Origin of the sequence: Pseudomonas sp. GM50, assembly GCF_000282375.1 — a bacterium.
GTDB lineage: Bacteria > Pseudomonadota > Gammaproteobacteria > Pseudomonadales > Pseudomonadaceae > Aquipseudomonas.
Map to the genome: position 1 here is coordinate 75,468 of NZ_AKJK01000102.1, position 20,997 is coordinate 96,464.

The 20,997-nt window shown below is 54.6% G+C and carries 20 protein-coding genes; 1 reads left to right on the forward strand and 19 read right to left on the reverse strand.

What is annotated here, in order from left to right; genetic code table 11:
* Positions 1-175: 175 nt before the first annotated feature.
* From PMI30_RS05955 to PMI30_RS31370, 17 genes are all read right to left on the reverse strand, one after another.
* Entirely contained in the window at positions 176-2,044 is a 1,869-nt protein-coding gene (locus PMI30_RS05955) for an ATP-binding protein (RefSeq protein ID WP_008013146.1), read from the reverse strand.
* 278 nt (positions 2,045-2,322) lie between these two features.
* Complete coding sequence (locus PMI30_RS05950; RefSeq protein ID WP_008013148.1) at positions 2,323-2,589, reverse strand: hypothetical protein; 267 nt, start codon at positions 2,587-2,589, stop codon at positions 2,323-2,325.
* Positions 2,586-2,933 carry a DUF6124 family protein gene (locus PMI30_RS05945; protein ID WP_008013151.1) on the reverse strand — a complete coding sequence of 116 codons (348 nt, stop codon included), beginning with the start codon at positions 2,931-2,933 and terminating at the stop codon, positions 2,586-2,588. The genes PMI30_RS05950 and PMI30_RS05945 overlap by 4 nt, the downstream gene beginning before the upstream one ends.
* Positions 2,934-3,150: 217 nt before the next feature.
* On the reverse strand, positions 3,151-3,555 hold the full coding sequence (locus PMI30_RS05940; RefSeq protein WP_008013153.1) for an Imm50 family immunity protein: 405 nt from the start codon (positions 3,553-3,555) through the stop codon (positions 3,151-3,153).
* A gap of 258 nt (positions 3,556-3,813) precedes the next feature.
* Positions 3,814-4,203 (reverse strand): hypothetical protein, encoded by a 390-nt coding sequence (locus PMI30_RS05935; protein ID WP_238542020.1) that lies wholly within the window; start codon positions 4,201-4,203, stop codon positions 3,814-3,816.
* Between the two features lie 71 nt (positions 4,204-4,274).
* On the reverse strand, positions 4,275-5,273 hold the full coding sequence (locus tag PMI30_RS05930) for a hypothetical protein (protein ID WP_032836013.1): 999 nt from the start codon (positions 5,271-5,273) through the stop codon (positions 4,275-4,277).
* A 124-nt stretch (positions 5,274-5,397) separates the two neighbouring features.
* Entirely contained in the window at positions 5,398-5,754 is a 357-nt protein-coding gene (locus PMI30_RS05925; RefSeq protein WP_008013160.1) for a hypothetical protein, read from the reverse strand.
* A gap of 256 nt (positions 5,755-6,010) precedes the next feature.
* Positions 6,011-6,298, reverse strand: coding sequence for a barstar family protein (locus PMI30_RS05920; RefSeq protein WP_008013162.1), 288 nt, complete (start codon positions 6,296-6,298; stop codon positions 6,011-6,013).
* A gap of 132 nt (positions 6,299-6,430) precedes the next feature.
* The gene (locus tag PMI30_RS30840) at positions 6,431-6,820 is read right to left on the reverse strand and encodes a hypothetical protein (RefSeq protein ID WP_008013165.1); all 390 of its coding nucleotides are present in this window, start codon (positions 6,818-6,820) and stop codon (positions 6,431-6,433) included.
* Between the two features lie 175 nt (positions 6,821-6,995).
* Positions 6,996-7,253: a hypothetical protein gene (locus PMI30_RS05915; RefSeq protein WP_008013168.1), complete on the reverse strand. Its 258-nt coding sequence runs from the start codon at positions 7,251-7,253 to the stop codon at positions 6,996-6,998.
* A gap of 2 nt (positions 7,254-7,255) precedes the next feature.
* Positions 7,256-11,929, reverse strand: a complete 4,674-nt coding sequence (locus tag PMI30_RS05910) for an RHS repeat-associated core domain-containing protein (RefSeq protein ID WP_008013171.1) — start codon at positions 11,927-11,929, stop codon at positions 7,256-7,258.
* Complete coding sequence (locus tag PMI30_RS05905; protein WP_008013173.1) at positions 11,929-12,666, reverse strand: DUF4123 domain-containing protein; 738 nt, start codon at positions 12,664-12,666, stop codon at positions 11,929-11,931. Before PMI30_RS05905 ends, PMI30_RS05910 begins: the two co-directional genes overlap by 1 nt.
* Positions 12,667-12,690: 24 nt before the next feature.
* On the reverse strand, positions 12,691-13,482 hold the full coding sequence (locus PMI30_RS31800) for a hypothetical protein (RefSeq protein WP_238542021.1): 792 nt from the start codon (positions 13,480-13,482) through the stop codon (positions 12,691-12,693).
* Complete coding sequence (locus PMI30_RS31805; protein WP_008013176.1) at positions 13,442-14,032, reverse strand: hypothetical protein; 591 nt, start codon at positions 14,030-14,032, stop codon at positions 13,442-13,444. The genes PMI30_RS31800 and PMI30_RS31805 overlap by 41 nt, the downstream gene beginning before the upstream one ends.
* The gene (tssI, locus tag PMI30_RS05900; protein ID WP_008013179.1) at positions 13,974-16,280 is read right to left on the reverse strand and encodes a type VI secretion system Vgr family protein; all 2,307 of its coding nucleotides are present in this window, start codon (positions 16,278-16,280) and stop codon (positions 13,974-13,976) included. The genes PMI30_RS31805 and tssI overlap by 59 nt, the downstream gene beginning before the upstream one ends.
* A 130-nt stretch (positions 16,281-16,410) precedes the next feature.
* Positions 16,411-16,926 carry an Hcp family type VI secretion system effector gene (locus tag PMI30_RS05895; RefSeq protein ID WP_007900657.1) on the reverse strand — a complete coding sequence of 172 codons (516 nt, stop codon included), beginning with the start codon at positions 16,924-16,926 and terminating at the stop codon, positions 16,411-16,413.
* 105 nt (positions 16,927-17,031) lie between these two features.
* Positions 17,032-17,226: a hypothetical protein gene (locus PMI30_RS31370; protein WP_157173041.1), complete on the reverse strand. Its 195-nt coding sequence runs from the start codon at positions 17,224-17,226 to the stop codon at positions 17,032-17,034.
* Positions 17,227-17,327: 101 nt separating this feature from the next.
* On the opposite strand from PMI30_RS31370, the gene PMI30_RS05890 reads away from it, so the two are divergent.
* Positions 17,328-18,005, forward strand: coding sequence for a type 1 glutamine amidotransferase domain-containing protein (locus tag PMI30_RS05890; protein WP_008013181.1), 678 nt, complete (start codon positions 17,328-17,330; stop codon positions 18,003-18,005).
* A gap of 159 nt (positions 18,006-18,164) precedes the next feature.
* Here PMI30_RS05890 and hglS read toward each other — a convergent pair whose 3' ends face one another.
* Together hglS and glcF are read right to left on the reverse strand one after the other, a co-directional pair.
* Positions 18,165-19,556 (reverse strand): 2-oxoadipate dioxygenase/decarboxylase HglS, encoded by a 1,392-nt coding sequence (gene hglS, locus PMI30_RS05885; RefSeq protein WP_008013183.1) that lies wholly within the window; start codon positions 19,554-19,556, stop codon positions 18,165-18,167.
* 129 nt (positions 19,557-19,685) lie between these two features.
* Positions 19,686-20,903 carry a glycolate oxidase subunit GlcF gene (glcF, locus tag PMI30_RS05880; RefSeq protein WP_008013185.1) on the reverse strand — a complete coding sequence of 406 codons (1,218 nt, stop codon included), beginning with the start codon at positions 20,901-20,903 and terminating at the stop codon, positions 19,686-19,688.
* Positions 20,904-20,997: the final 94 nt, after the last annotated feature.

Consider the following 20,997-nt stretch of genomic DNA (forward strand, 5'->3'; position numbering starts at 1 on the left):
TGGATTGCCAGGCCATTACACTGGGCGAACACCTTCTTTGGGAGGTGCTGTTTAAAAGTTTCGGATATAAAAAATGGGCGACCCTGGGGGCGCCCATTTTTATTGGCTGGCTTAAAGCGGCGGCGCCGGACACCCTACCCGGGGGCTGTAATGGCGTTTGTAGCCGGAGTCCATTTCAACCCGAAATTGTATCCATTGTCGGAGTGCTGGCCTGGAGCTGCTGCCGGTAGTTGGCTGCACGCTGAAGCACTCGGCTCAAGGCCTGAAAATTTGCCGGTTTGGTCAAAATATCATTGGCACTGGCGGCCCTGAAACGTTCTATCTCGCTCGAAAAAGCACTCGCGGTAAAAGCAACGATGTAGCAAATATCGCCCAGTGGTAGTTCGCGGATTTTACGGATGGCCGTTAGCCCATCCATAACAGGCATGTTGATATCCATAAAAATGATATCTGGAGTCGAAGTCATGCACTGATTGACCGCCTCCAAGCCATTTGACGCAAGGTCGGGTGCATAACCCAACTCTTGTAACATCGCCATGGCAACTTTCTGACTCACGGGATGGTTTTCCACCAGCAGAATATCGAGCGGGTAATCCTCGGCAAAAGATGAGTCGAAACCAACCGATGCATGATCATCCCGGATGGGTAGTTCCGAGACTGAAAAAAGCTCCATGGGGAGTGAGAAGGAGAACGTCGATCCGACGCCAGGCTGACTGGTAAAGGATAAAGTCCCCTGCTGCGCCTCGACCAGATTTTTGCAGATGGAAAGACCGAGCCCACTTCCGGTAAAGCGTTGACTGGCCGGTCCTTTAAACTGAGCAAAGGGCTTGAACAGGCTGTCTTGCCGTTCCATGGGGATACCTATGCCGGTATCGCGTATGGAGAATTCGAGTCGGGCTCGAGTGCCGTAACCGCTAGTCGTGACCATGAGCGATACCTTTCCGGCCTCGGTGAATTTAACCGCATTGCCCAGCAAGTTGATCAATATCTGGCGCAGGCAATTGGTATCGGTTTTGACCAAGGGAGGTACGTCTGGTGAGACCAGGGCCTCAAGTACAATTGGCTTGTCCTGAATGTTTTGCCGGATCATTTCAATACTGGATGAAACCAGAGCTCTGACTTCGAAGACACGAGGCTTCAATTCAAGTTTTCCCGCTTCGATTTTTGCAAGGTCGAGAATGTTGTCAATAAGAGACAGCAGGGTTCGTCCGCTTGTATTGATCGTTTGTAGCAGACTGCTTTGCTCGCGGTTCAGGGCAGACCTCGCCAGCAACTCCGTCGCGCCGATAACACCGTACATGGGCGTGCGAATTTCATGACTCATGGTGGCCAAAAATCTGGTCTTTGAACGATCAGCGTCCTCGGCGGCATTTTTTGCCTGATTCAATACCTCTTCGTTTATTTGCAATTGCTGGAGATGAGCGCGCATGCGAATAAGGCTGAAGACGAGAAATACCAAAATGGCCAGGATGATATGGTGCAGGGAGTCTTGATTAAGTTGCTGGTAGTAATCCGCCAACGTCATCTCCGCACCCGCGATATAAATCGTACCGTCCTGCGATTTCATCGGGACGAAGACGGCGCGAAAATCTCCCCAGTGATCCGAGTAGTCGATCCAGGTGGGTTCGGTGCGCTCAAAACTGTCGAGCAAAGCCTGACTGGCATCCGGGTAGGGATCGAAAAAGCGTACGAAATTCTTCTCCTGGATCTCTTTTTTCGATGCGCTGGAGCTGACCAGATAAGCCTCGCCCGAGCGCTTGACCACACTGTAGACAAAAGCAGTCCCCATGGAATCGTTGAAGCTGGAGAGCCGTTGAATGGCATTCCAGTCTTCCGCCTCGGATTTGGACTGTTTGTCGATCAGATTGTCATGGTAGCGATCGCCAAGGATGGCCGATGCCCCCAGCGCGGCATGCAGCAGCTTGTTATTAATATTCTCAGTGAGGATTCCTTGAGTCTCGACGTAGAGGTAGTAGATATAGCCACTGACACCTACTATGTAGATCAAGAGAAAAATCCACGTTTTCCGTTTGAGTTTGAACATAAATCACAGCCTCCATACTGTAGGCCCAAGCATAATTTGAAGGCGGGCTGAAAACCATTGTTTTGTTTTTTGCTGTTTTCAGGTGAGGCGTTACTTGACCGAAGCGCCAGTTTTTTTGCTCACGATGTGGAGTCGAATTTTTAGAATGATCAGAAATTTAAAGACAGTTTTTAACAAACTCTTGCGAAGTGCCACGTGTATAAGTCTGTGCGGCAATGTTTAAATGTTTCGGGCATAAAAATGGGCGACCTTGAAGTCGCCCATTTTTATTGGGAAATTTAAAGCTGCGCCCGTAGCCGCCGCCCGACCACATCCAGCAAATCGCAGCCATCACGCAACTGGATGGCTAACACCCGCGCAAACTCTTGCAACAGCGCAGCATCCCCACCAATCGCTTCGCCCAGGGAAAGCGTTTCCAACAGTTGAGTGACGCTGCGAATGCGATACGCCGCCGTGTCGTGCAACACGTCGACAGGCGCTTCGGTATCGATCAGCAGGGAAGGGATCGTGCAGTCGATGCCGGTAATCGGCATGTATCGAGTCATGGTTGAACCTCCTGAGCATCGGACATCTCACCGGGTGGATCGAGATTGTCCAGCGCCCGGTTTACCAATAACTCGCCCAGCACGGCCAATTGCTGAATCGATAACGCCAGGCTGCGGTTCGAGCCTTCGAGTTCGCAGGCAAGGTCAGTCGTCAGCACGTTGAGCGAGGCGAGGGTTTCGCAGGCGTGGCTTAAAAGGGTTTCGGTGTCGATGTTGGGGAGAAGGGTGAAAACGTGGCTGATGGGGTCGGGATGTTTTGGGTCGCGGAGGCGGGCGCTGATGGTGCGTTGGGTTGCTTGGCTGAGTTGATTGGGGTCGAGGGAGTCGGGTGGAAATTTTTTCATCGTGAAGCTCCTGAAACAATGGAGCCGCAAAGCGGCATTTGCATGCCTTGATCGTGTTCGGTCTGTCAAAACCGGTCGCTGAGGTTGCAACGACTGGGGGAGGTTATCTGGGGAGGAGGGGGTGTACAAGTTCATGGATGGCGATAGAAGTTGCAGGAAATGTCCGATGCTTTTGTCAGGCGTCCCGATGGGCTGAAAAATTGAGTCAGATTTGGTTTTAAGTGAACTCGGGTTTTTTATCGTTCATATAAACTGAGGGTCCACAAAGTAGTGGAGATTTCGTTGTGAATTCAATTATCGAGCTGTTGTTCGAAGCGTGAATCGTGAAGAGATTTTCGCTCTGAGTGATTCTTATGCTGAATTTTTCTTTTGTAGGTATGTTTTTGATCATCAGGTTGCTGATTTCGCTGCAGTTTAAACCGATGCGACATGTATTGGATTCAGCCTTTTTCCATTTCGCGGGAGGGGCGTCAGGGAGCTCTTCGATGTCAAATTCCAGTATTATAGTTGGTCTGTTGTTGTCGATGTTTATTGTGAAAAATTCAATGAGGCCAATCGCTATGGGAGTTTTGAAAGCCTGGTTGAAGAAGATGCTGCCATCGATATCGTTCCAGAACTTCATTCCTGCTCCTTGAAACCTAACTGAGGGGAGGGTAGACGCAGACAAAAGAGCAGTCAAAAGGGGGCAGATTGTCTGCGGGAATAAATTGTTGATACTCGACGGCGATGATGTGCTTACGGTCGTATCGCAAGAGCAGGGCGCGACCGGCGCCATTGTCGAGGCGTTTGATCCTGCCGTGGAGGTGCGTTCACCCGGTAGCAGTGGGGTTTCGGATAACCAGCCCCGTGGATTGATGTTCAGCCGTCCTTGATGGTGAAGCTAAAAACTCATATCCACTTCAATATTTTCTTCGTACGTCGAGAGCAACTTCACAATGCTTTCGTTTTCGGAGTATTTCTTTTTCAACTGCTTCAGTTTTTGATCTGTGCCCTTGCAGTATTTATTGATATCGCTGATGACACGGCTGAGGTTGTCCGGGGCGGCGGGGGCCGGCCCAGGAATATCTCCGCGCAGAGAGTCACAGTTGTCTCTGCTTGTTATGTAATCGGAGACATCGCCAGGTACTGAGCCATCGCTTTCGGCTGCACAAGAAAGCAGTGGGAGGGCCAGCGCGATAAGCAGGAAATAACGCATGATTGTGTACATTTTCATGCCTGTCATTTGGCCGGTGAGGTTTGAAAGATCATTGTTGATTTCGACATTGGGCAAAGGGCAGATTACCCGTCACGAAGATTTGAATAAGTCTGCCGAATTGCGTTCGATCATTTAGTTAAAGTGATTCAAACTTCTTTTCTCCACGCGGAAAAAGTGATGGCCGTTCCTTCTTCCTCATTATCCTTGATCTCGATTTTGTAGGTGCCGCCACCTGCAACACCTTCAATCAGTGCCTTTTCATCGTTCGCACTTAACTCGGCACCTTTAGCTCTCTGTTTGTAAAACTCGACGACATCAGAGAACTCTGTATAGGTTTTCAACATGACCTCGAAATCATGTCGTGGCCGGCCTGCCAATTCGTCGAAGTCACCGTAAATCGGTGCGCCTCTCATGCCGGGTGTGGTGTACACACCATCGACGCCAGCGCCCGCCAGATGGGCGTTCTTCGGAAGCAACGGGAGCATCGCCTTCGGGAAGTCGGAAGGTAATTGCGAGGCGTTCCAGGAGTCTTTTTTCGGGTCAGTAATGATGTATTCGACCGTGGCAATTTTTTGCGCTCGAGCACGTGTTTCGGGATCTTCACTTTCGGCCCAATAGGCAATCAATGGCGGCAACTGTTTGCTCCAGACAATGATTGGGTCCGCATCGCTCTTCTTGGCGCCTTTCGCCTGGAAGATAGTCAGCACGGTTTCGGGGCCGGGATTGCAGGACAACGACTCTGTGCGTGATTTGACGGTACAGTGCCCATTGACCAACCCAACGGCGATCAACTGACCCTTGTCGTCCAACAAAAGTGCGGCGCGCTCGTCGCCGTGGTTACCATCATCCATGGCCGTCAGCATTTTGCGTTCGGCAGGTACACCTTCCTCAAACGTCGAGAACTCTGAATCGAGAGCGTCCAGTACTTGCGTGACGATCAACGAGCCATCGTTGGTGTAGCTGCCTGTCGCATAACCGATGAAGTCAATCAAGGCGGCGCGTATCGCCGGATCTTCGTTGAGCTGTGGTGGTCGTGCAGGGGCGGGGTCATTGGTGAGCAGCAACACAGTTGTACCGTCTGCGCGTTTTTCTGATCGAAGTGACAGCGCGGCAGCGTCAAGAGAAAGGGTCAATGCCAAAAGCATGGCGAATGGTCGTGCGATGGTAAACAAGGGTTCATTCCTTTGTTGAGTGGTGATCCGGTTTTTTTCAGAGCTAAAGGCTGTCCCCTTTGTCAATTTGTCCTTTTAGCCTGATTTACTTTGCTCGTTATTGGTTTTGAATGTTGCTCTCATATTTTGTTAGGCATTCTAGAAGTACTGTCATAAAGTGTTGGTGGTCTTCGATTTCATCGTCGAAATATGTACTTAGTTTGTCGAAGATTGCGTCGAAATTCTCATCTTTTTCCAAATAGAATTCTAAGGTTTTTATAAAGCGGTCACGTGCGCTCTTGGGGTAGGCGATGAACTCTGGTTGTAATACTTGATCAAACAGCTCTGATAATTCATCCCTGTTGTTCACATCTTTTGAAGCTATTATTTGCTCGCGTTCGTCATCGTCTGTGTAGTCAATGTCGAAGATGAAAAGTAAGTTGCGCAAGCTTGATAGTTCAGGGGTAGGCTTCATTGTTTAATAGTCCGGGTACGATGTAATCAACTTTCCGTTAACGTCTAGATGTGTCACTGCTTTGGTTTGTGTTCCATATTTAAGAATCGAAAAGAATCGAAAAGGGGACAGATTTATTTTCATGAGCGCTTGGGGAAAGGTGACAAGAAAATAAATTTGTCACCTTTTCTCACTGAACCCAAAGGGGGCGGGTTTATTTTTAGGTGCGTAGAAAGTAAATCTTCCCCCTTTTTGTCGCACGTGACAGTTGAGTGATTTATTCTAGTATATATGTAAATTTTTTATCCCAGCCAAAGCTCTCATCTTGAGCTTTCACTCGGTTAAGAATGCTCACTATTTTTTCGAAAGTGTCACCCATACTGTTTCTTGAGTTGTTGGAGTTTCTCCAGATTAGCTCTATAGGACGTTCTGTGTTTGCACTAAGCAAGTCCCATAAAGCATTGAGGTTGTTTCCATAGAACTCACCAGCTTTTAAAGCTGATGCGAGTTGCTTGTGGAATTCAATTTCTGACTTGATAGTGGAGCCGTCGAGTTCGATTACCATAGTTTTACTCTTCACTTCCATGTTCCTATTGAGCTAACCGTGTCGTAGTGGTCGCTGAACAAAAAAGGGAATAGATTTGTTATTCATGGAAAATAAGTCTGTCCCCTTTTGTGCTGATAGTTGTATGTAAGTTTACAGGGGGTAGTCACATCGCCACGGCGGTGTGAAAAGTTCCGGTGCAATATTGCTTTTTTCTAGAAGGAGATTTACTTCTTCTTCCGAGTTCGTTGTTTCGAGTTTTATTATTGTGATGTCTCGGCCATCAATGCCGTCGCTTGTTTTTATTGTTTCAATTGGTATTGAGAATTCTATTACTGCATAGCGTGAATTCTTTGATGAGCTTATGAAGTCATAATATTGAAAAGGGTCATCTAGCGAAAATTCAAATTTGTAAATTGCATATATGGCAATCCATTTGCGCAGTAATGGATCTTCAGACTTAAGTTCTTGTGCGATTTTGTCATAACCTGTACCTTCGAGTCCGTACCAAACACTTCGTGGGATCATTTTTTGGTCGTTCATTTTTGCCCCTCAAATTGATTTGGCCAATAGGTACAAACTATTTTGTCGTCTTTTGGGTGTGGTTGCAAATGCGGTAGTACTGAGGAGCTAATAGGAGCAGATCTATTTTCATGTGTGTAGAAAATAAATCTGTCTTCCTTGTTTCTTCTTTGGCTCTTTTTTGTTCAACGCCTGATCATTCTTCAAATAAGTATTTTGCTACCGGTGACCAGTTATTTTTTTGAATGAGTTCGAAGTCCGGATTTTTCGTCTCAAAGTCTACTAGTAAGGTAAGAAAACCATTTTTGTTTTCGTCCGCGTCGCTCGGATTTAACCAGCCCATCTCACATTCTTCACAGTGTAGATATAATCTTTCGTTAGTAATGTCTTGGGTGATGATCAGTCTTCCTTGATTGCAGGCTGGACAGTTTTTATACCAATAGTATTTTTCCATTTTCATTCCGCAGGATAAGAAGTGATTATTTTGTTGGTTCCAGGGACTAGCTTCATTTCAAGGTCGTAAAATATTTTACCCAAGTCGGCCTCGCCGCCTCCAGAACGGCCTACCATTTTTCCCATTGGTACCTTTAATGTGCCTGTAGAGTCCGGTTTAATGCCATCTGCTTGGGCTTTCTTCCAGGCCTCATTGGTCACATCGACACCATCGCCATAGAAAACTCCATGTTGGGGCTTGCCGGGATTGTCGACATTATGCAGTCGGACGTGATCTTCTCGACTTTGGCCTTTGTACTTCCCTTTCGCGGGTACGACGCTTTTCCAATCGAGTTTTTCACCCGCAGGTGCTGGAGCGCTGGGTGATGTCTCGTCGGCGGTCGAGCTAGCCGTTGGCTTATTGACTCCATTCTCAGTGCTGCCTGGGCAACCACTACTCAACCCCAACGGATCCACCCACCCCGTAGGGTTAGGCACGTACTGGTAGTTGTTCAACCCACCCGCAAGCTTGATCGGATCCGGCGTCAGAAACCGTCCAGTCCCCGGATTGTAGTAGCGATGCCGGTTGTAATGTAAGCCTGTCTCGGCATCGAAGTACTGGCCCTGAAAGCGCAACGGGTTGTCGATTTCGGCGATGTCCAGCGCGGCGAGGTTGCCGTAGGCACGGTATTTCGCCGACCACATGATCTCGCCGCTGTAGTCGGTGAGTTCCTGCGGGGTGCCGAGGTGGTCGAGTTGGTAGTAGAACGGCGCGGCCTTCAGCGGGCCTTCGCCGTCGAGCATGGCTAGCGGGCGGAAGCTGCCGGGTTCGTAGATGTAGCTGCGATAGCGGTTGTCGGCGCTTTCGGCAATCAGGCGTTCGCCTTGCCACAGGAATTCAGTGGTGTGGCCATCGACAGTTTTGGCGATACGGCGGCCGAAGGCGTCGTATTTGTAGCTTGCGATGCTGCCGCCGGGCAGGCTCACGCCGATCAAGCGATGCTGGCAGTCGTAGCGGTATTCAGTAACGAGTTTCTGCCCGGCACCGCGACGTTCGCGGATCAGGTTGCCGTAGGCGTCGTAGTCGTAGTGGCGGTCGCCTTGCATCAGTAGGCGGTTGCCTTTGACGTTGGCCAGGTTCGCGGTCGGCTGGTCGCCTTGGCCGAGGAGGTTGCCCGCCGGGTCGTGGGCGAAGCTTTCCGGGGTGGTGCCACGGACGTTGATCAGGCGATCGAGCGGATCATAGTGATAGCTGCGGTTGCCTTTGCGGCTGTCATCTATACCCGCGAGGTTGCCGTTGGCATCGTAGGCGTAGCGACGGTGGAACAGGTTGCGTTCCTGTTGGCTGACGGTGTGGGCTTGCAGTCGGCCTTGTTCGTCGTACTGATATTGGCTGAGCAGCAAACCTTGTTGGCGCTGCTGTTCGCGGCCGGCGTTGAACTGGTGCGTGGTCAGGCGTGAGCCATTGAGGTCGATGCTGCTCAGACGGCCGCCGGGTTGGTGGCGGTAGTCGAGTTTGCTGCCGTCGGGGAGGCGGCAGTGGCTGAGTTGGCCGAGGTTGTCGTACTCGTAACGCAAGGTGCCCCAGCCTTGGTGTTCGGTGATCAGGCGGTCTTGCAGGTCGTATTCGTACGCCAGCGGCCAGTTGCTGTCGTCGACGTTTACGAGGCGACCGAGGGCGTCATAGCTGTAGTGAATTTCCTCGCCATCGGCCAGGGTTTTCACCAGCAGACGGCCAGCGGCGTCGCGCTGGTACTCGGTAATCAGCTCGCTACCGTCGTCGCCGAATTCGGTTTTCTTCAGCAGTTGGCCCTTTAGGTCGTACTCGTAGGCCGTACGGCGACCGTCGAAGCCGGTTTCCTGTTGGATCAGGCCGTTGGGGTAGTAATCGAGGTGATAGTGCTCGCCACGTTCGTTTTCGATCTCAGTGAGCAGCAAACGAGAGTTGTCGTAGCGGTAGCGAAGCTGACTGCCATCCGGGTTGAGGCGACGGCTGACCAGGTGCAGGCCATCGGCGTATTCGTAGCGGGTGACGCGGCCCAATTCATCGCGTTCGGCAGTGACTTTGCCATAGGCGTTGTAGGTGAATGCGCGGGTTGCACCGCCGGGCAGGGTGATTTGTGCGAGACGGTTGGCGGCGTCCCATTGGTAGTGGGTGATGGCGCCGGTTTCTTCCTGACGGGTGATCTGCCGGCCCAAGGCATCGTAGCGGTACTTGCGCTGACCACCGTCGGGCAGGCGCTCTTCCAGCAGTTGGCCGAGGTTGTTCCAGCCCAGTTGATGACGGCTGCCATCGGGATGGCGGATTTCCAGCAGCCGGCCTTGGCGGTCGTAGCTGTAGAGGGTGGCATTACCGTCCGGGTCGATCTGCTGAGTGATGTCGCCCTGATTGTTTCGTTGATACTTCCAGGTGGCTTTGCCTCGGCGTACGTCGCTGACGAACCCGTTGCTGTATTCATACGAAACGGGTTCATCTTCCGGGGGAATGACGGCGGTCATCAGGCCGTCTTCGTCGTACCGATATTCGGTAACAGCGCCTAGCGGATCTTTCTCTGCAATCAGCTGGCCTTTATCGTTGTAGGCCTTCAGGTGTTCCGCGCCATCCGGATCGATCTTGCTGATAAGCCGTGCTTTATCGTCGTGGGTGTAAACCTCTTCGCTGTCATCGGCGTTGGTAACGGTGACGCTGCCTTTATCGTCCCAGGCGTAATGCGCTTCCATCTGCGAGAAACTCGCCCAGTGATGGACGCAGCGCGACAGCTTGCCTTCGTTTTCCCACTCCCAAAAGAAGCTCGCGCCGCCCGCCAGTTGCCGTTCAAGAATCACGTGTTGATCGTTGTAGCGATAGTGTTCGGCTTCACCGGCAGCGTTCTTCGCTTCAATCAGGCGATGCTGTGCGTCGTAGCTGTACGTGACCAGCGTCTGGATGGTGTTCCAGGCGTCTTCCAGATTGTCTGCGGGAGTAAATTGTTGATAGTCGACAGCGATGATGTGCTTGCGGTCGTATCGCAAGAGCAGGGCGCGACCGGCACCATTGTCGAGGCGTTTGATCCTGCCGTGGATGTCACGGGTGATGTGCAACCGGTTGCCATAGCTGTCGCTGATGGCGATCAGGGTTGCGCCTTTGCTGTTGTAGCGGAAGTGGTAGAACGATGGTCGGCTCCCGGCTTGAGCCAGGACAAGCTCCGACGGATCGTCACCGATGAAAATCGCTGCCCGTGACAGGCTGTTGGTAATTGCCGGACGCTGCTGGCTTGGAACCGGAAACGGCGTTGCGCGGTTTTCGTGGTCGGTCCAGATGACTTCGTCGCCATTGATTTCGATTCGGTGTGCCAGCGCATGGCTCCAGCCATAACCAAGACCACAATCGATTTCCACTGCACTGCTTCGGTAAAGACGTGTCCACTCAAACGGCAGCAGGCCGTCGAGCTGACCATCATTGAGCGTCAGTAACTCTTCACCGGTGACCATCGATACGGGGCACTTGTCGGTGCAGGTTTTGGCCGCGGGCTCAGCGCTTTGGTCAGCAGGTGTCTTGGCTTGCCTGGAGGCGTCGTCGCCGGTTTTTCCCTTGCCCAGTTTTGTGTTTTTCTTCCCGTCAAAGCGAACCTGTGCAACCCCTTTCTGCACCTGAGCCGTCACACCACGAGCCGCCACCGCGGTGTATTTCGCGACGTACTCCATGAAGCCTTTGATGATCTTGAATACCGACTCCACAAAACCGGTCACGGCCTTGATGATGATTTCGCCGTACTTTTTCAATCGCGCGGCGAGGTAGATGACACCAGTACCCTCCGCAGCGATGGTCAGCACGATCGAAATCACGATGTCGATCGCGATGCCGACGACTGCCGCCGTGGTCATTTTTGCGGCGTCACCGGCCATCTTCATCGGTGGCAGGCCGGCCAGCCAGATCACGGCACTGCGTACCATCAGGAACAGGGCGGCCTCGTCGCTGGCCAGCAGCATGGCTTTTTTCATGACGTCTGGCGCTTCTTTTACCAGAGCTACCAGTTTTTGGGTGCCGGCACCGAGGTCTTTCGCAAACTTGCTCGGGTCTTGCAGGATGTCGAGCACCAGGCTGATGCCGTCCCAGACCCCTTTGATCGCTTCCCAGCCGCCTTCAAGGATGCCGTTGCCGACCGCCATGGCCGTCCCCGAGGCGGACATGTTCGACCATTGCGGTTTGAAGCCGGCCCATTCCTTGCGCAGGAAACCTTCCAGTTGACCGGTCAGGCCGTCATAGGACTTGAACAGGGTATCGATCTGAGCCGGTGTCACTTCGTTGTGAACGCGGATCTTGTAGAACTTGCCCGGAATACCGCCCGTCCAGCTGGCTTTGCCTTGGGCGTCGAGTTGGACTTTGCTGACCGCGCCGCCTTCTACCGCAACGATTTCGACTTCGATGTCACCCAGCGGGATGTCATACACCGATTCGAATTTGCTCTCGATCAGCAGCGGCCCCTTGAGCGGGCACTGGGCAACGTTCGAGGCGAAATCGCCGTCGGTCATGCTCACCGATTTGCTGGTGTTACCGACCTTGATGACGCGCTCCATGCCCAGCAGGGAGGGCAGGTCTGTTGCTCGACTGCCTTTGTCGGCGGCTTTCGCGTACCAGGTTTTGGTCTGTTCTTGATACAGCTTCAAGCTGTCCTTGAACGTGCTCAGTTGGTTGTCAACGTAGGCAACGCGATCCATCAGCCTTGCTCCAGAATCAGGTGGTTTAACAGTGCTTCATTAAGATTTTTCGGAGCATCCGGGCGGCGCACGAAACGTGCGACTTTCAGCTTCAGATTGCTCTCGGGGTAAGCGGCGTAGATGTCTGGACGTTCCTCTTCCAGCCATTGCATCAGGTTGCCGATCAGGGTCGACGGGTTTTGTTTCGCGAGGCCATCAAGCAGCTTCTTCGGCACCTCCCACCAAGGCCAGTCCTTCGCCGGTGGCACCACTCTCGGCCCAACCTCCAGGCTCTTGCCATTAATCAAATACCGATCAAACACCGGCAGCACTTCACCAGCGGCATCGCCGAGGCCTTCCAGAATCGGGTAGATATGGCGCCCATCCCAGAACCGGAAAAACACTTCGGTCCCATCCGGCATCCGCACCTGAGTGAGGCTACGCAGATGCTCGAACACCACGTTCGGTTCGCTGCTGGAAACGGCCAGCCACCCCCAATCGAGGGCATCCGTTTCGGCAATCCATGACAGGAAGCTTGAGTTGGGTTTCAACTCGGTGAGGTAGGGCATCACCGGCTGCCAAGCCGCGTAGGGTGTACCGCCCCAGATCGGGATCGCCTGGGTTGTGGGTTCATTTTGGTAAAGCGTCTTGAGCGCTTCGGCATCGCTGGCGGCGCTAACGATCAGGTAGAGGCGTTCACCCGGTAGCAGCGGGGTTTTGGATAACCAGACCTGTGGATTGATGTCTTCAGATGTCACAACAGCCTTCCTTGATGAGTGAATCTAAAAACTCATATCCGCTTCAATATTTTCTTCGTAAGTCGAGAGCAACTTCTCAACGCTTTCGTTTCCGGAGTATTTTTCTTTCAACTGCTTCAGCTGCTGGTCGGTGCCCTTGCAATATTTATTTATATCGCTGATGACATGATCGAGATTTTTCGGGTCGGCGGGGGCCCGTTCAGGAATATCTCCGCGCAAAGAATCACAGTTGTCTCTGTTTTTGATGTAGCCGGAGACGTCGGTCGGAACGGACTCAGCATTTTCCGTTTCGCAAGAATTTGACGTTGGCTCTGCATCGTAACCTAGGCTCAAATACAAGTGACCGTTCAAACTCCCATTTTTTCTCGAGAAGAGATGAACGCCTTCTTGACTCAAACAGGTGCTGATAGTTGTAGCTTGGTCCTTGATCTCAACGGCTGAGACGCCGCTTTCGGTTGCATTTTTACCAACTACAGCTATGCCAATGAAAGGCGCTGTGTATTGAATGTCAAGCCCATAGATGTGCATGTCGGATTCGTTGAGCAGGTCCATTGCATCGCCCTGCTGCTGTTTTTCCCCAGTTGTCTTTGTTAACTTGCAGCAAGCTACGGTTCCATCCTGAGGGAATTGGACTGAAATGACTTCGTTGCTTGAAATGTTCTGGGTTGTATATAAATAAGTTTGCCCGTCTGGATTGTTTTTAACGAATCCAAATCCAGTGTCTTGGGCAAATACTGACCCTGAAAAAATAGTCAGAATGATGAAAAGTGTATGTTTAATGTCCATCGGTTGACCAGTGTGGAGGGTCGGAAACAAGCTTTTTAACTCCATATGTAGTACCTACTGGATTCAAGTCGCTTAAGTGAGTGATCAAAACGGAGGCGCCAGAAGCATTTGCAATGGTTTTTCCAGACATGTTGGATATTGTCATGTCTATGGCTTTGCGCTGTGTATGGCGACTTGTAAGTGCCGGCGGATACACAATTCCGTAGCCCGACGCCATGCTGGTCGCAGCACTGATTGATTGCGCTGAGGTGCTATGAACCCACTCGATGTTTACACCGTCCATTTCAGGTACGTCTTCTGGTGCAATAATTCCTTTAGATATTGCTGAGGAATAGTGCATCAGATAAGCACGCTCTTTGGGCCGATAAGTTGCCGAAATTGCAACACTGCCTCCGGCTTCTTTTATCGCTGCAATAAATTTGTTCACACTGGCTTCGAACTCAGTCGTGAGATCGCCCACACTTGTACTGGTCGGGAATCGTGCAACCCATTGCGTGCCGCTTAGCTCCTTGGTCGGGATGCTAACAGTTACAGGTGTCTGATCCGTGGTTGGGGTGAGCGTCGCTTGTTGTGTTGCCATAATACGGGGCCTCGATAGTGGCTTTTTCAGCTTTGTTAGATGAGACTTTTTGGGTCATCCCCTTGTTGTCAGTGACACCATCAACAATAATCCCGGATTCAAGCGTTATTCGATAGGGGATATTCTGCTTCGGTTTACCCGTTTTTTCATCATTGACTAGAAATACTAAGTCGTGGCTGGTTTTTCCAGTGTCTTGGGCAGGTTTTGCTATATCGCATACACCCGCTTTGCACCTTTCGCACTCTTCACAGAACGGCGCATTGCGCTTCAGCGTATTAATCTGCGCCGGACTCAGAACCGCACCCGCCTTATCCGCATCCGCCTGCTTCAACACCCCCGGCAACAACGGCGCAGCCCCCGTCCCACTTCCCGGCCCACCTCCAGAGTTCATGTTGATCACCGGCCCGCTCAGCGTCACGCCGCTGGCGTCGATCTTGATGAAGCTGCCGCCGCCCTTGAGGGTGAGTTCGCTGCCGGCTTCGAGCACGACTTTCATGCCGCTGCTCAGGTGGATCTCCTGGCCGGCTTCGATGAATTGGCCGGTGCCGACCTTGATGTGCTGGTTGACGCCCACGGTGAGGTGGTCGTTGGCGCGGGCTTCAACTTTGCGATCGGCGTAGACGGTGTGGTGTTCTTCGGCCTTGAATTCGCTGTAGCTGTTTTTCTCCACGGTGTCGTGGCGTTCGTTGCCGACGCGGATTTTCTGGTCGTGTTCGACGTTTTCGTCCCAGTCGCGCTGGGCGTGCAGGAAGATTTGTTCCTGGCCTTTCTTGTCTTCGATGCGCAGTTCATTGAATCCGCCGCCGCCCGGAGAACTCAGGGTTTTGAAGGTGCTGCGGGTCTTGTTCGCCGGCAGGGCGTACGGGACGACGTTTTCCTTGTGGTACAGGCAGCCGCTGATCAGCGGCTGGTCGGGATCGCCTTCGAGGAAGCTGACCAGCACTTCCATGCCGATGCGCGGAATGGCGATGCCGCCGTAATGGGCGCCGGCCCAGGCGGAGGAAACGCGCAACCAGCAGCTGGTTTTGTCGTCGGCCTGACCTTCGCGGTCCCAGTGGAATTGCACTTTGACGCGGCCGTACTGGTCGCAGTGGATCTCTTCACCTTTGGGCCCGGTGACCACGGCGCTTTGGCTGCCGAGGATGCGTGGCTTGGGGTGGTTCAGCGGCGGGCGATTCGGGACGTCCCAGGGGGTGGCCTGGAAGCGGTTGCGGTAGCCCTGATGGAAATCGTCCTTGAGCTGGGTCGTGTTGCTGGTCACCGACTCTTCCAGCACTTGCGGCTGTTTGCCTTCGTGGAGGATTTCGGTCAGCAGCCACAGGTCGTTCCACTTGGTTTTCGGGTGTTGGGTCAGGGCCAGGAAGTGGCCGCTGACCAGCAACGGCTGATCGCTTTTGCCTTCGACGAGCTGGAAGTCGCTGCGGTGACGTTCGAGGGCGCGCTTGGCCAGGTGCTTGCCGCGTTCGCGGTCGATGAAGCGGCCGGGGTAGTCGTAGTCTTCGAGGTCGGGCAGGGCGTCGCCACGGTGTTCGCTTTCCAGGGTCAGGCGCGGTTTTTCGAAGTCGTAGTCGCGGCGGGTGGTGCGGCTGGTGCGGGTTTCCAGGCGCAGGTCGAAGCGCTTGATCACCGGGTCGTTGGCGACCATGCCGGAGTCTTGCTGGTAGGCCACGGGCGCGAGTTTCGGGAACACCGTCTGGTCATCGCCGAACACCAGTTTGTGGGCCGTGGCGCTGTGCTGGAAGTGGTAATGAATACCTTCTTCCTCGCACAGGCGCTGGATGAACTGCAGGTCCGATTCATCGTACTGAACGCAGTAAATGCGCTCGGGATAAATCGCCCCTACTTTGAATTGGTAGGCGTTGCTCTGGATGCCGTGCTCTTCGAGGACCATGCCGATGATTTTCGGCACGGTAAGGTTCTGGAAGATACGTTGGTTGATGCGGTGCGCCAGGTAGGACAGCTGCGGACGCAGCGTCACGGCATAGCGGGTCAGGCGTTTGCCGGAATCGCCTTGGGCGGCGCGATAGATCTGGCCATGAATGCCGCTGCCGTCAGGCGAGAGCTGCAAAAAGGCCGGTTTGTGCAATAGCGTTTCGAGGTCCAGGGACGGCTGTTCACTGACCAGTTCCACCTCAAACACAAAAGGCTGGCTGATGGCTTCCCGACCTTGCAGGGCAAGGACCTGGAGATCGTTTTCCAGACCTTCGACAGTCAGGGCAAAGTGAGTCTGATTGGCCGGCGCGAACATCCCTTGTTCCTCGTGCAGTGCTGCGGCGCACGCCGGCACCCAAACGGGCGCTGCGGACGCGAAAATTCCTGGAAGGCGCAAATGACATCGACCAGCAGAGCTGGCCGATGTTTGGAACCGTCAGCCGCGATTAAGCGACCGGAACGCGCCAGTCATCGGAACCCGAAGTACCGGATACTTCGTGGGTCCAGGTGATTTTGCGGTAGGTGAATTGCACTTCTTCCAGGTGCGTGAAGTGCGAGTTCGACGGATCCTGGCAGTTGTGCATTTTGTTGTTGATGGCGACGATGATCGCGTCTTCCAGTTTGGTGGTGTAGTAGTGCTCTTGGGTGCCTTGAGCCGAAGTGCGGTACCACTGGATAACGATTTCGCTCATGCGCTCGCCGGAGGTCAGCGCCGCTTGCAGCAGTGGCGAGGACTTGTCGTAGACCTTGGTGATCACGACTGGCTTGTGTACGCGCTGACCGGTCGGTTGGCCGGACTGTGGGTCACGCGGGATGATCACGTCGTGGCTGAAAGCCTGAACCATGACCTGGTCTTCGTGGCCTTCCTGGTAGGTGTTGCCAACGGAGTCGGCGGTGAATGCGCCGGCAGTGATCAGGCCTTGTTTCTCGCCGGTAACGGACATGTACGCTGGTGTAGCCATGGATGTGCTCCTTGCTAAAAGTTAGGGTGCCCGGGAGGCGGTATCGCCCGGTGGGTGTCTGACTGTTATCAAGGAGCGTGCCATAAATGATTAATGCTATATAAATCAGGTGGTTGAGGTTGTTTTTACAACGCCGAAGAGATTTTTGGCAAGGATCCGCTGAAAAAGTGCGCAAGAAGTTGCGCACCACTGCGCAACTTCTTGCGCACTTGGCTGGAGGGCTTGATAAACCTGACGTCCAGCCTCTCTAGAGGACTTTTCACCGACACAGTTGCGCAACTTCTTGCGCATCAAGGCCATGAGCCGTCACCCCCGACAATGGGCGCAACGAACAGCGCTGTCCGATGGTCAAACCCAGCGCCGAGATCATTGAATAACCCTGACATCGACTGGAGAACGACATGAAAATCCTGATGGTTTTAACGTCCCACGATCAATTGGGTAACACCGGTAAGAAAACCGGCTTCTGGCTCGAAGAATTCGCCGCACCGTATTACACCTTCAAGGACGCTGGCGCGCAGCTGACCCTGGTCTCACCCAAGGGTGGCCAGCCACCGCTGGACCCCAAGAGCGATGAGCCGGACGCGCAAACCGCGGCCACCGATCGCTTTCACAAGGATTCCGCTGCCCAGTCCGCGTTGGCGTCTACCGGGATATTGAGCACCGTGAAAGCCGAAGATTACGACGCTGTTTTCTATCCGGGCGGGCATGGCCCGTTGTGGGATCTGGCTGAAGACACCTTTTCAATTGCGCTGATCGAGGCGTTCTACAACGCGGGCAAACCGGTGGCGGCGGTCTGTCATGCGCCAGGGGTGTTGCGCCACGTCAAGGATGCGGACGGCCAGCCGTTGGTCAAAGGCAAGCGGGTGACAGGCTTCACCAACTCCGAAGAGGCCGCTGTGCAGTTGACAGATGTCGTGCCGTTTCTGGTGGAGGACATGCTCAAGGCCAACGGTGGCCTTTACTCCAAGGCCGATGACTGGGCGAGTTACGTGATCGTGGATGGTCTGTTGCTGACCGGGCAGAACCCCGCCTCGTCGGAAGCGACCGCCAAGGCGTTGTTGGCGAAGCTGGGTTAAGCGATGTAGCCTGCGGGTCGACACTTTTTATGTGGCGAGCGAGCTTGCTCGCGCTGGGCTGCGCAGCGGCCCCAAAACTCTGCGTACAATCGGAGATTTTGTGAGTGCTACGCACTCAAGCGGGAGCAAGCTCCCTCGCCACAAAGTGTGTTTGACTGGTCAAGTCAGACTCGGCAATCCCAATGTCTTGCAGCACTCATCAACCGACCGCCGCTGCGTCTCGGCATACAGCCCCAGCTCGTCAATCGTCGACCTTCCCAAGGCCTTTTCGAACGCCTGCTGGTTCGAATGCACGCCATAGTGGGTTTGCGCCGCATCCCCCAGGTTCGACTGAAAAATCCCCGCCGCACTGACCGGCAAGAAGTCTTCGTACACCAGCGGTTCAACCCGCACATAACCGTCGCGAAGCAAATCCGCCAGCGACACGCCTTTCAGTTCATCCGCGGCCAAGCCTTTTTCTGTCACGAAGTAGCGAAAGTACGCCAGTTCCTGTTGGCGCATGTCCTCGACGGTGTCAGGAAATTCGCCAAAGTGCTGCGTCATCAGCGCGTTGTAGCGTGCGGCGTTGGCTTCGTTGGGGAAGTCCTTCAGTTCATCCCGGGCGGCGTTGAGCAAGCGGTCGTAAAGCGCCCGGCCTTTGGGGGTGAGCGCCGCGCCGCGTTGCTCGATTTCACCGAAACGGGCGCTGTGGCTGCCACGGGTTTCGGCCTGATCGGTAAAAGCAATCGGCTCGTCCAGCGCCTTGAAGCTGGTTTGACGCAGCAGGATCGGGCATTGGCGGCGGGGCGGGCCTTCGATCACCGCTTTGGGGGTGATGCCATGGGTGGGCATTTGCGCCTGCACGATGTCGATGTCCAGGGTGCGTGGCGTCAGGTGGTTGATGTGCGGGCCTTTGAAGGCCACCACGTCGGCGATCAATCGATGCTGGGCGCTGAGTTGCTGGTACTGCTCGGCGGTGACGGTGGCGCTGTGGTGCCAGCGGAAGGTCTCCAGGGCTTGTGCGACGAAGTCCTGCGCCTCGTATTCGGTCAGGCCGCCCTGGGTTTCAGCGCGTTCAATGAGGGCCAATGCCGTCGGGGTGAAGATCGAGCGCGTGTCCAGCACCGACTGGGCAAAGGCCCGCAGTTCGGCGTCTTCGATCAGCTCCAGGCGCAGCAGCGAGGTGAACACCCGGAACGGGCTGACCTGCAACGCCGCCTCATGCACGGCACGGAATGCGGTGGAATGCACCGGCACGCCGGCCGGGGTCAGGTCGTAATAGCCCACCGGTTGCATGCCCATCACCGCAAACAGGCGGGCGAGGGTCGCCAGTTCCGTGGCGGTGCCGACGCGGATCGCACCGTGGCGTTCCAGGTCCAGCCGCTGGATTTCGCCCGTGCTTTGCAACTGTCGGGCGATCTGCGGGTCGCTGTCCAGCACGTGGCGGTTGGTCTGTTCCACCAGTTCCATCAGCGCACCGTACAGCGGCACTTCTTCGCGGTACATGTCGGACATCGCTTTGGAGAAGCGTTGGCGGATCAGGTCAGGGCTGACGAAGTTCGGATGGCTCATGAAAAGTTTCCTGGCGCAGTGACGTAACGGATGCCGGAAAAGATCGCAGCCTTCGGCGGCGCCGACAAACGAAGTTTCTGACGAACTTCATTCTGCCAAGGACTGTTCTTGCAACACCGCCCCGTTCGTTTAACGCAGCACTTGGTCGACCAATTCGATCCAGTGCCTGGCTGGCGTTCGTCCGGCGCTGTTGAGGTGGCTCTGACAGCCGATGTTGGCGGTGGCGATGACCTCGGGGTGGCCGCTTTCCAGAGCGTTGAGTTTATTGTCACGCAGTTGCCGGGCCAGTTCCGGTTGGGTGATCGAGTAGGTGCCGGCCGAGCCGCAACACAAATGACTGTCGGGCACCGCCGTGAGATTGAAGCCCAACCGCGTCAGCACGGCTTCTACCGCGCCGCCGAGTTTCTGTGCGTGCTGCAAAGTGCAGGGGCAGTGGAAGGCGATCCGCTGGTCAGTGGCGGTGCAGACCCGTTCCAAAGGTTCATCGGCCAGCACTTGCACCAGGTCCAGGGCCAATTCGCTGACCCGCTGGGCTTTGGCCGCATAGGCCGGATCGCGCTCCAGCAGATGCCCGTAATCCTTGATGAACGCGCCGCAACCGCTGGCGGTTTGCACGATGGCTTCGGCGCCGTTTTCCAGGTGCGGCCACCAGGCGTCGATGTTGCGTCGGGCGCGGTCCAGGCCCATGGCTTGGGCGTCGAGGTGATAGTCCAGCGCGCCGCAACAGCCGGCGTCTGGCGCCGGGATCACGCTGATCCCCAGCCGATCCAGCACCCGCGCCGTCGCGGCATTGGTGTTCGGCGACAGACCGGGCTGCACGCAGCCTTCGAGCATCAGCACCCGGCGAGCATGCCGAGGGGCAGGGCGCTCGCCGGTTGCGGGGAGGTCGTGGGGCAGCTTCGCCTCGATGCCCCGTGGCAGCAATGGCCGGAATGTTGCGCCGATTTGCAGCAAAGTCCTGAACAGATTCGGGTTCGGCGCCAGTGCCCGCAACCCTTGGCGCAACAGCCGCTGACTGGCCGGGCGCGGCACCGCTTGATCGATCACGGCGCGGCCAATGTCCAGCAAGTTGTGATAATCCACCCCGGACGGGCAGGTGGTTTCGCAGTTGCGGCAGGTCAGGCAGCGATCCAGGTGCAATTGGGCTTTGGCCGTGGCGGGGGCGCCTTCGAGCACTTGCTTGATCAGGTAGATGCGCCCACGCGGCCCGTCCAGTTCATCGCCCAGCAGTTGATAGGTCGGGCACGTGGCGTTGCAGAACCCGCAATGCACGCAGGTGCGCAGAATCTTGTCCGCTTCTTCGGCGCGGGGCAGTAGTTTGGACTGTTCGCTGAGATTGGTTTGCATAGGGGGCGCTCTCCATTAGTTTCCCCGCCGCGCCGGGTCTGCTGTTGTGCAGGGCAAGGCGCGAGAAGCGTGGTTTGGTCATTCCAAATAAGCT

What these genes read in the sequence shown, in the direction of transcription:
- PMI30_RS05940 (WP_008013153.1), bottom strand. Translation starts at nt 3,555, where the DNA reads ATGAAGTTCTGGAACGATATCGATGGCAGCATCTTCTTCAACCAGGCT.
- glcF (WP_008013185.1), bottom strand. Translation starts at nt 20,903, where the DNA reads ATGCAAACCAATCTCAGCGAACAGTCCAAACTACTGCCCCGCGCCGAA.
- PMI30_RS05895 (WP_007900657.1), bottom strand. Translation starts at nt 16,926, where the DNA reads ATGGCTACACCAGCGTACATGTCCGTTACCGGCGAGAAACAAGGCCTG.
- PMI30_RS05890 (WP_008013181.1), top strand. Translation starts at nt 17,328, where the DNA reads ATGAAAATCCTGATGGTTTTAACGTCCCACGATCAATTGGGTAACACC.
- PMI30_RS31805 (WP_008013176.1), bottom strand. Translation starts at nt 14,032, where the DNA reads ATGGCAACACAACAAGCGACGCTCACCCCAACCACGGATCAGACACCT.
- PMI30_RS05955 (WP_008013146.1), bottom strand. Translation starts at nt 2,044, where the DNA reads ATGTTCAAACTCAAACGGAAAACGTGGATTTTTCTCTTGATCTACATA.
- PMI30_RS05945 (WP_008013151.1), bottom strand. Translation starts at nt 2,933, where the DNA reads ATGAAAAAATTTCCACCCGACTCCCTCGACCCCAATCAACTCAGCCAA.
- PMI30_RS30840 (WP_008013165.1), bottom strand. Translation starts at nt 6,820, where the DNA reads ATGAACGACCAAAAAATGATCCCACGAAGTGTTTGGTACGGACTCGAA.
- PMI30_RS05925 (WP_008013160.1), bottom strand. Translation starts at nt 5,754, where the DNA reads ATGAAGCCTACCCCTGAACTATCAAGCTTGCGCAACTTACTTTTCATC.
- PMI30_RS05920 (WP_008013162.1), bottom strand. Translation starts at nt 6,298, where the DNA reads ATGGTAATCGAACTCGACGGCTCCACTATCAAGTCAGAAATTGAATTC.
- tssI (WP_008013179.1), bottom strand. Translation starts at nt 16,280, where the DNA reads ATGTTCGCGCCGGCCAATCAGACTCACTTTGCCCTGACTGTCGAAGGT.
- PMI30_RS05950 (WP_008013148.1), bottom strand. Translation starts at nt 2,589, where the DNA reads ATGACTCGATACATGCCGATTACCGGCATCGACTGCACGATCCCTTCC.
- PMI30_RS05930 (WP_032836013.1), bottom strand. Translation starts at nt 5,273, where the DNA reads ATGCTTTTGGCATTGACCCTTTCTCTTGACGCTGCCGCGCTGTCACTT.
- PMI30_RS05910 (WP_008013171.1), bottom strand. Translation starts at nt 11,929, where the DNA reads ATGGATCGCGTTGCCTACGTTGACAACCAACTGAGCACGTTCAAGGAC.
- hglS (WP_008013183.1), bottom strand. Translation starts at nt 19,556, where the DNA reads ATGAGCCATCCGAACTTCGTCAGCCCTGACCTGATCCGCCAACGCTTC.
- PMI30_RS05915 (WP_008013168.1), bottom strand. Translation starts at nt 7,253, where the DNA reads ATGGAAAAATACTATTGGTATAAAAACTGTCCAGCCTGCAATCAAGGA.
- PMI30_RS31370 (WP_157173041.1), bottom strand. Translation starts at nt 17,226, where the DNA reads ATGGCCTTGATGCGCAAGAAGTTGCGCAACTGTGTCGGTGAAAAGTCC.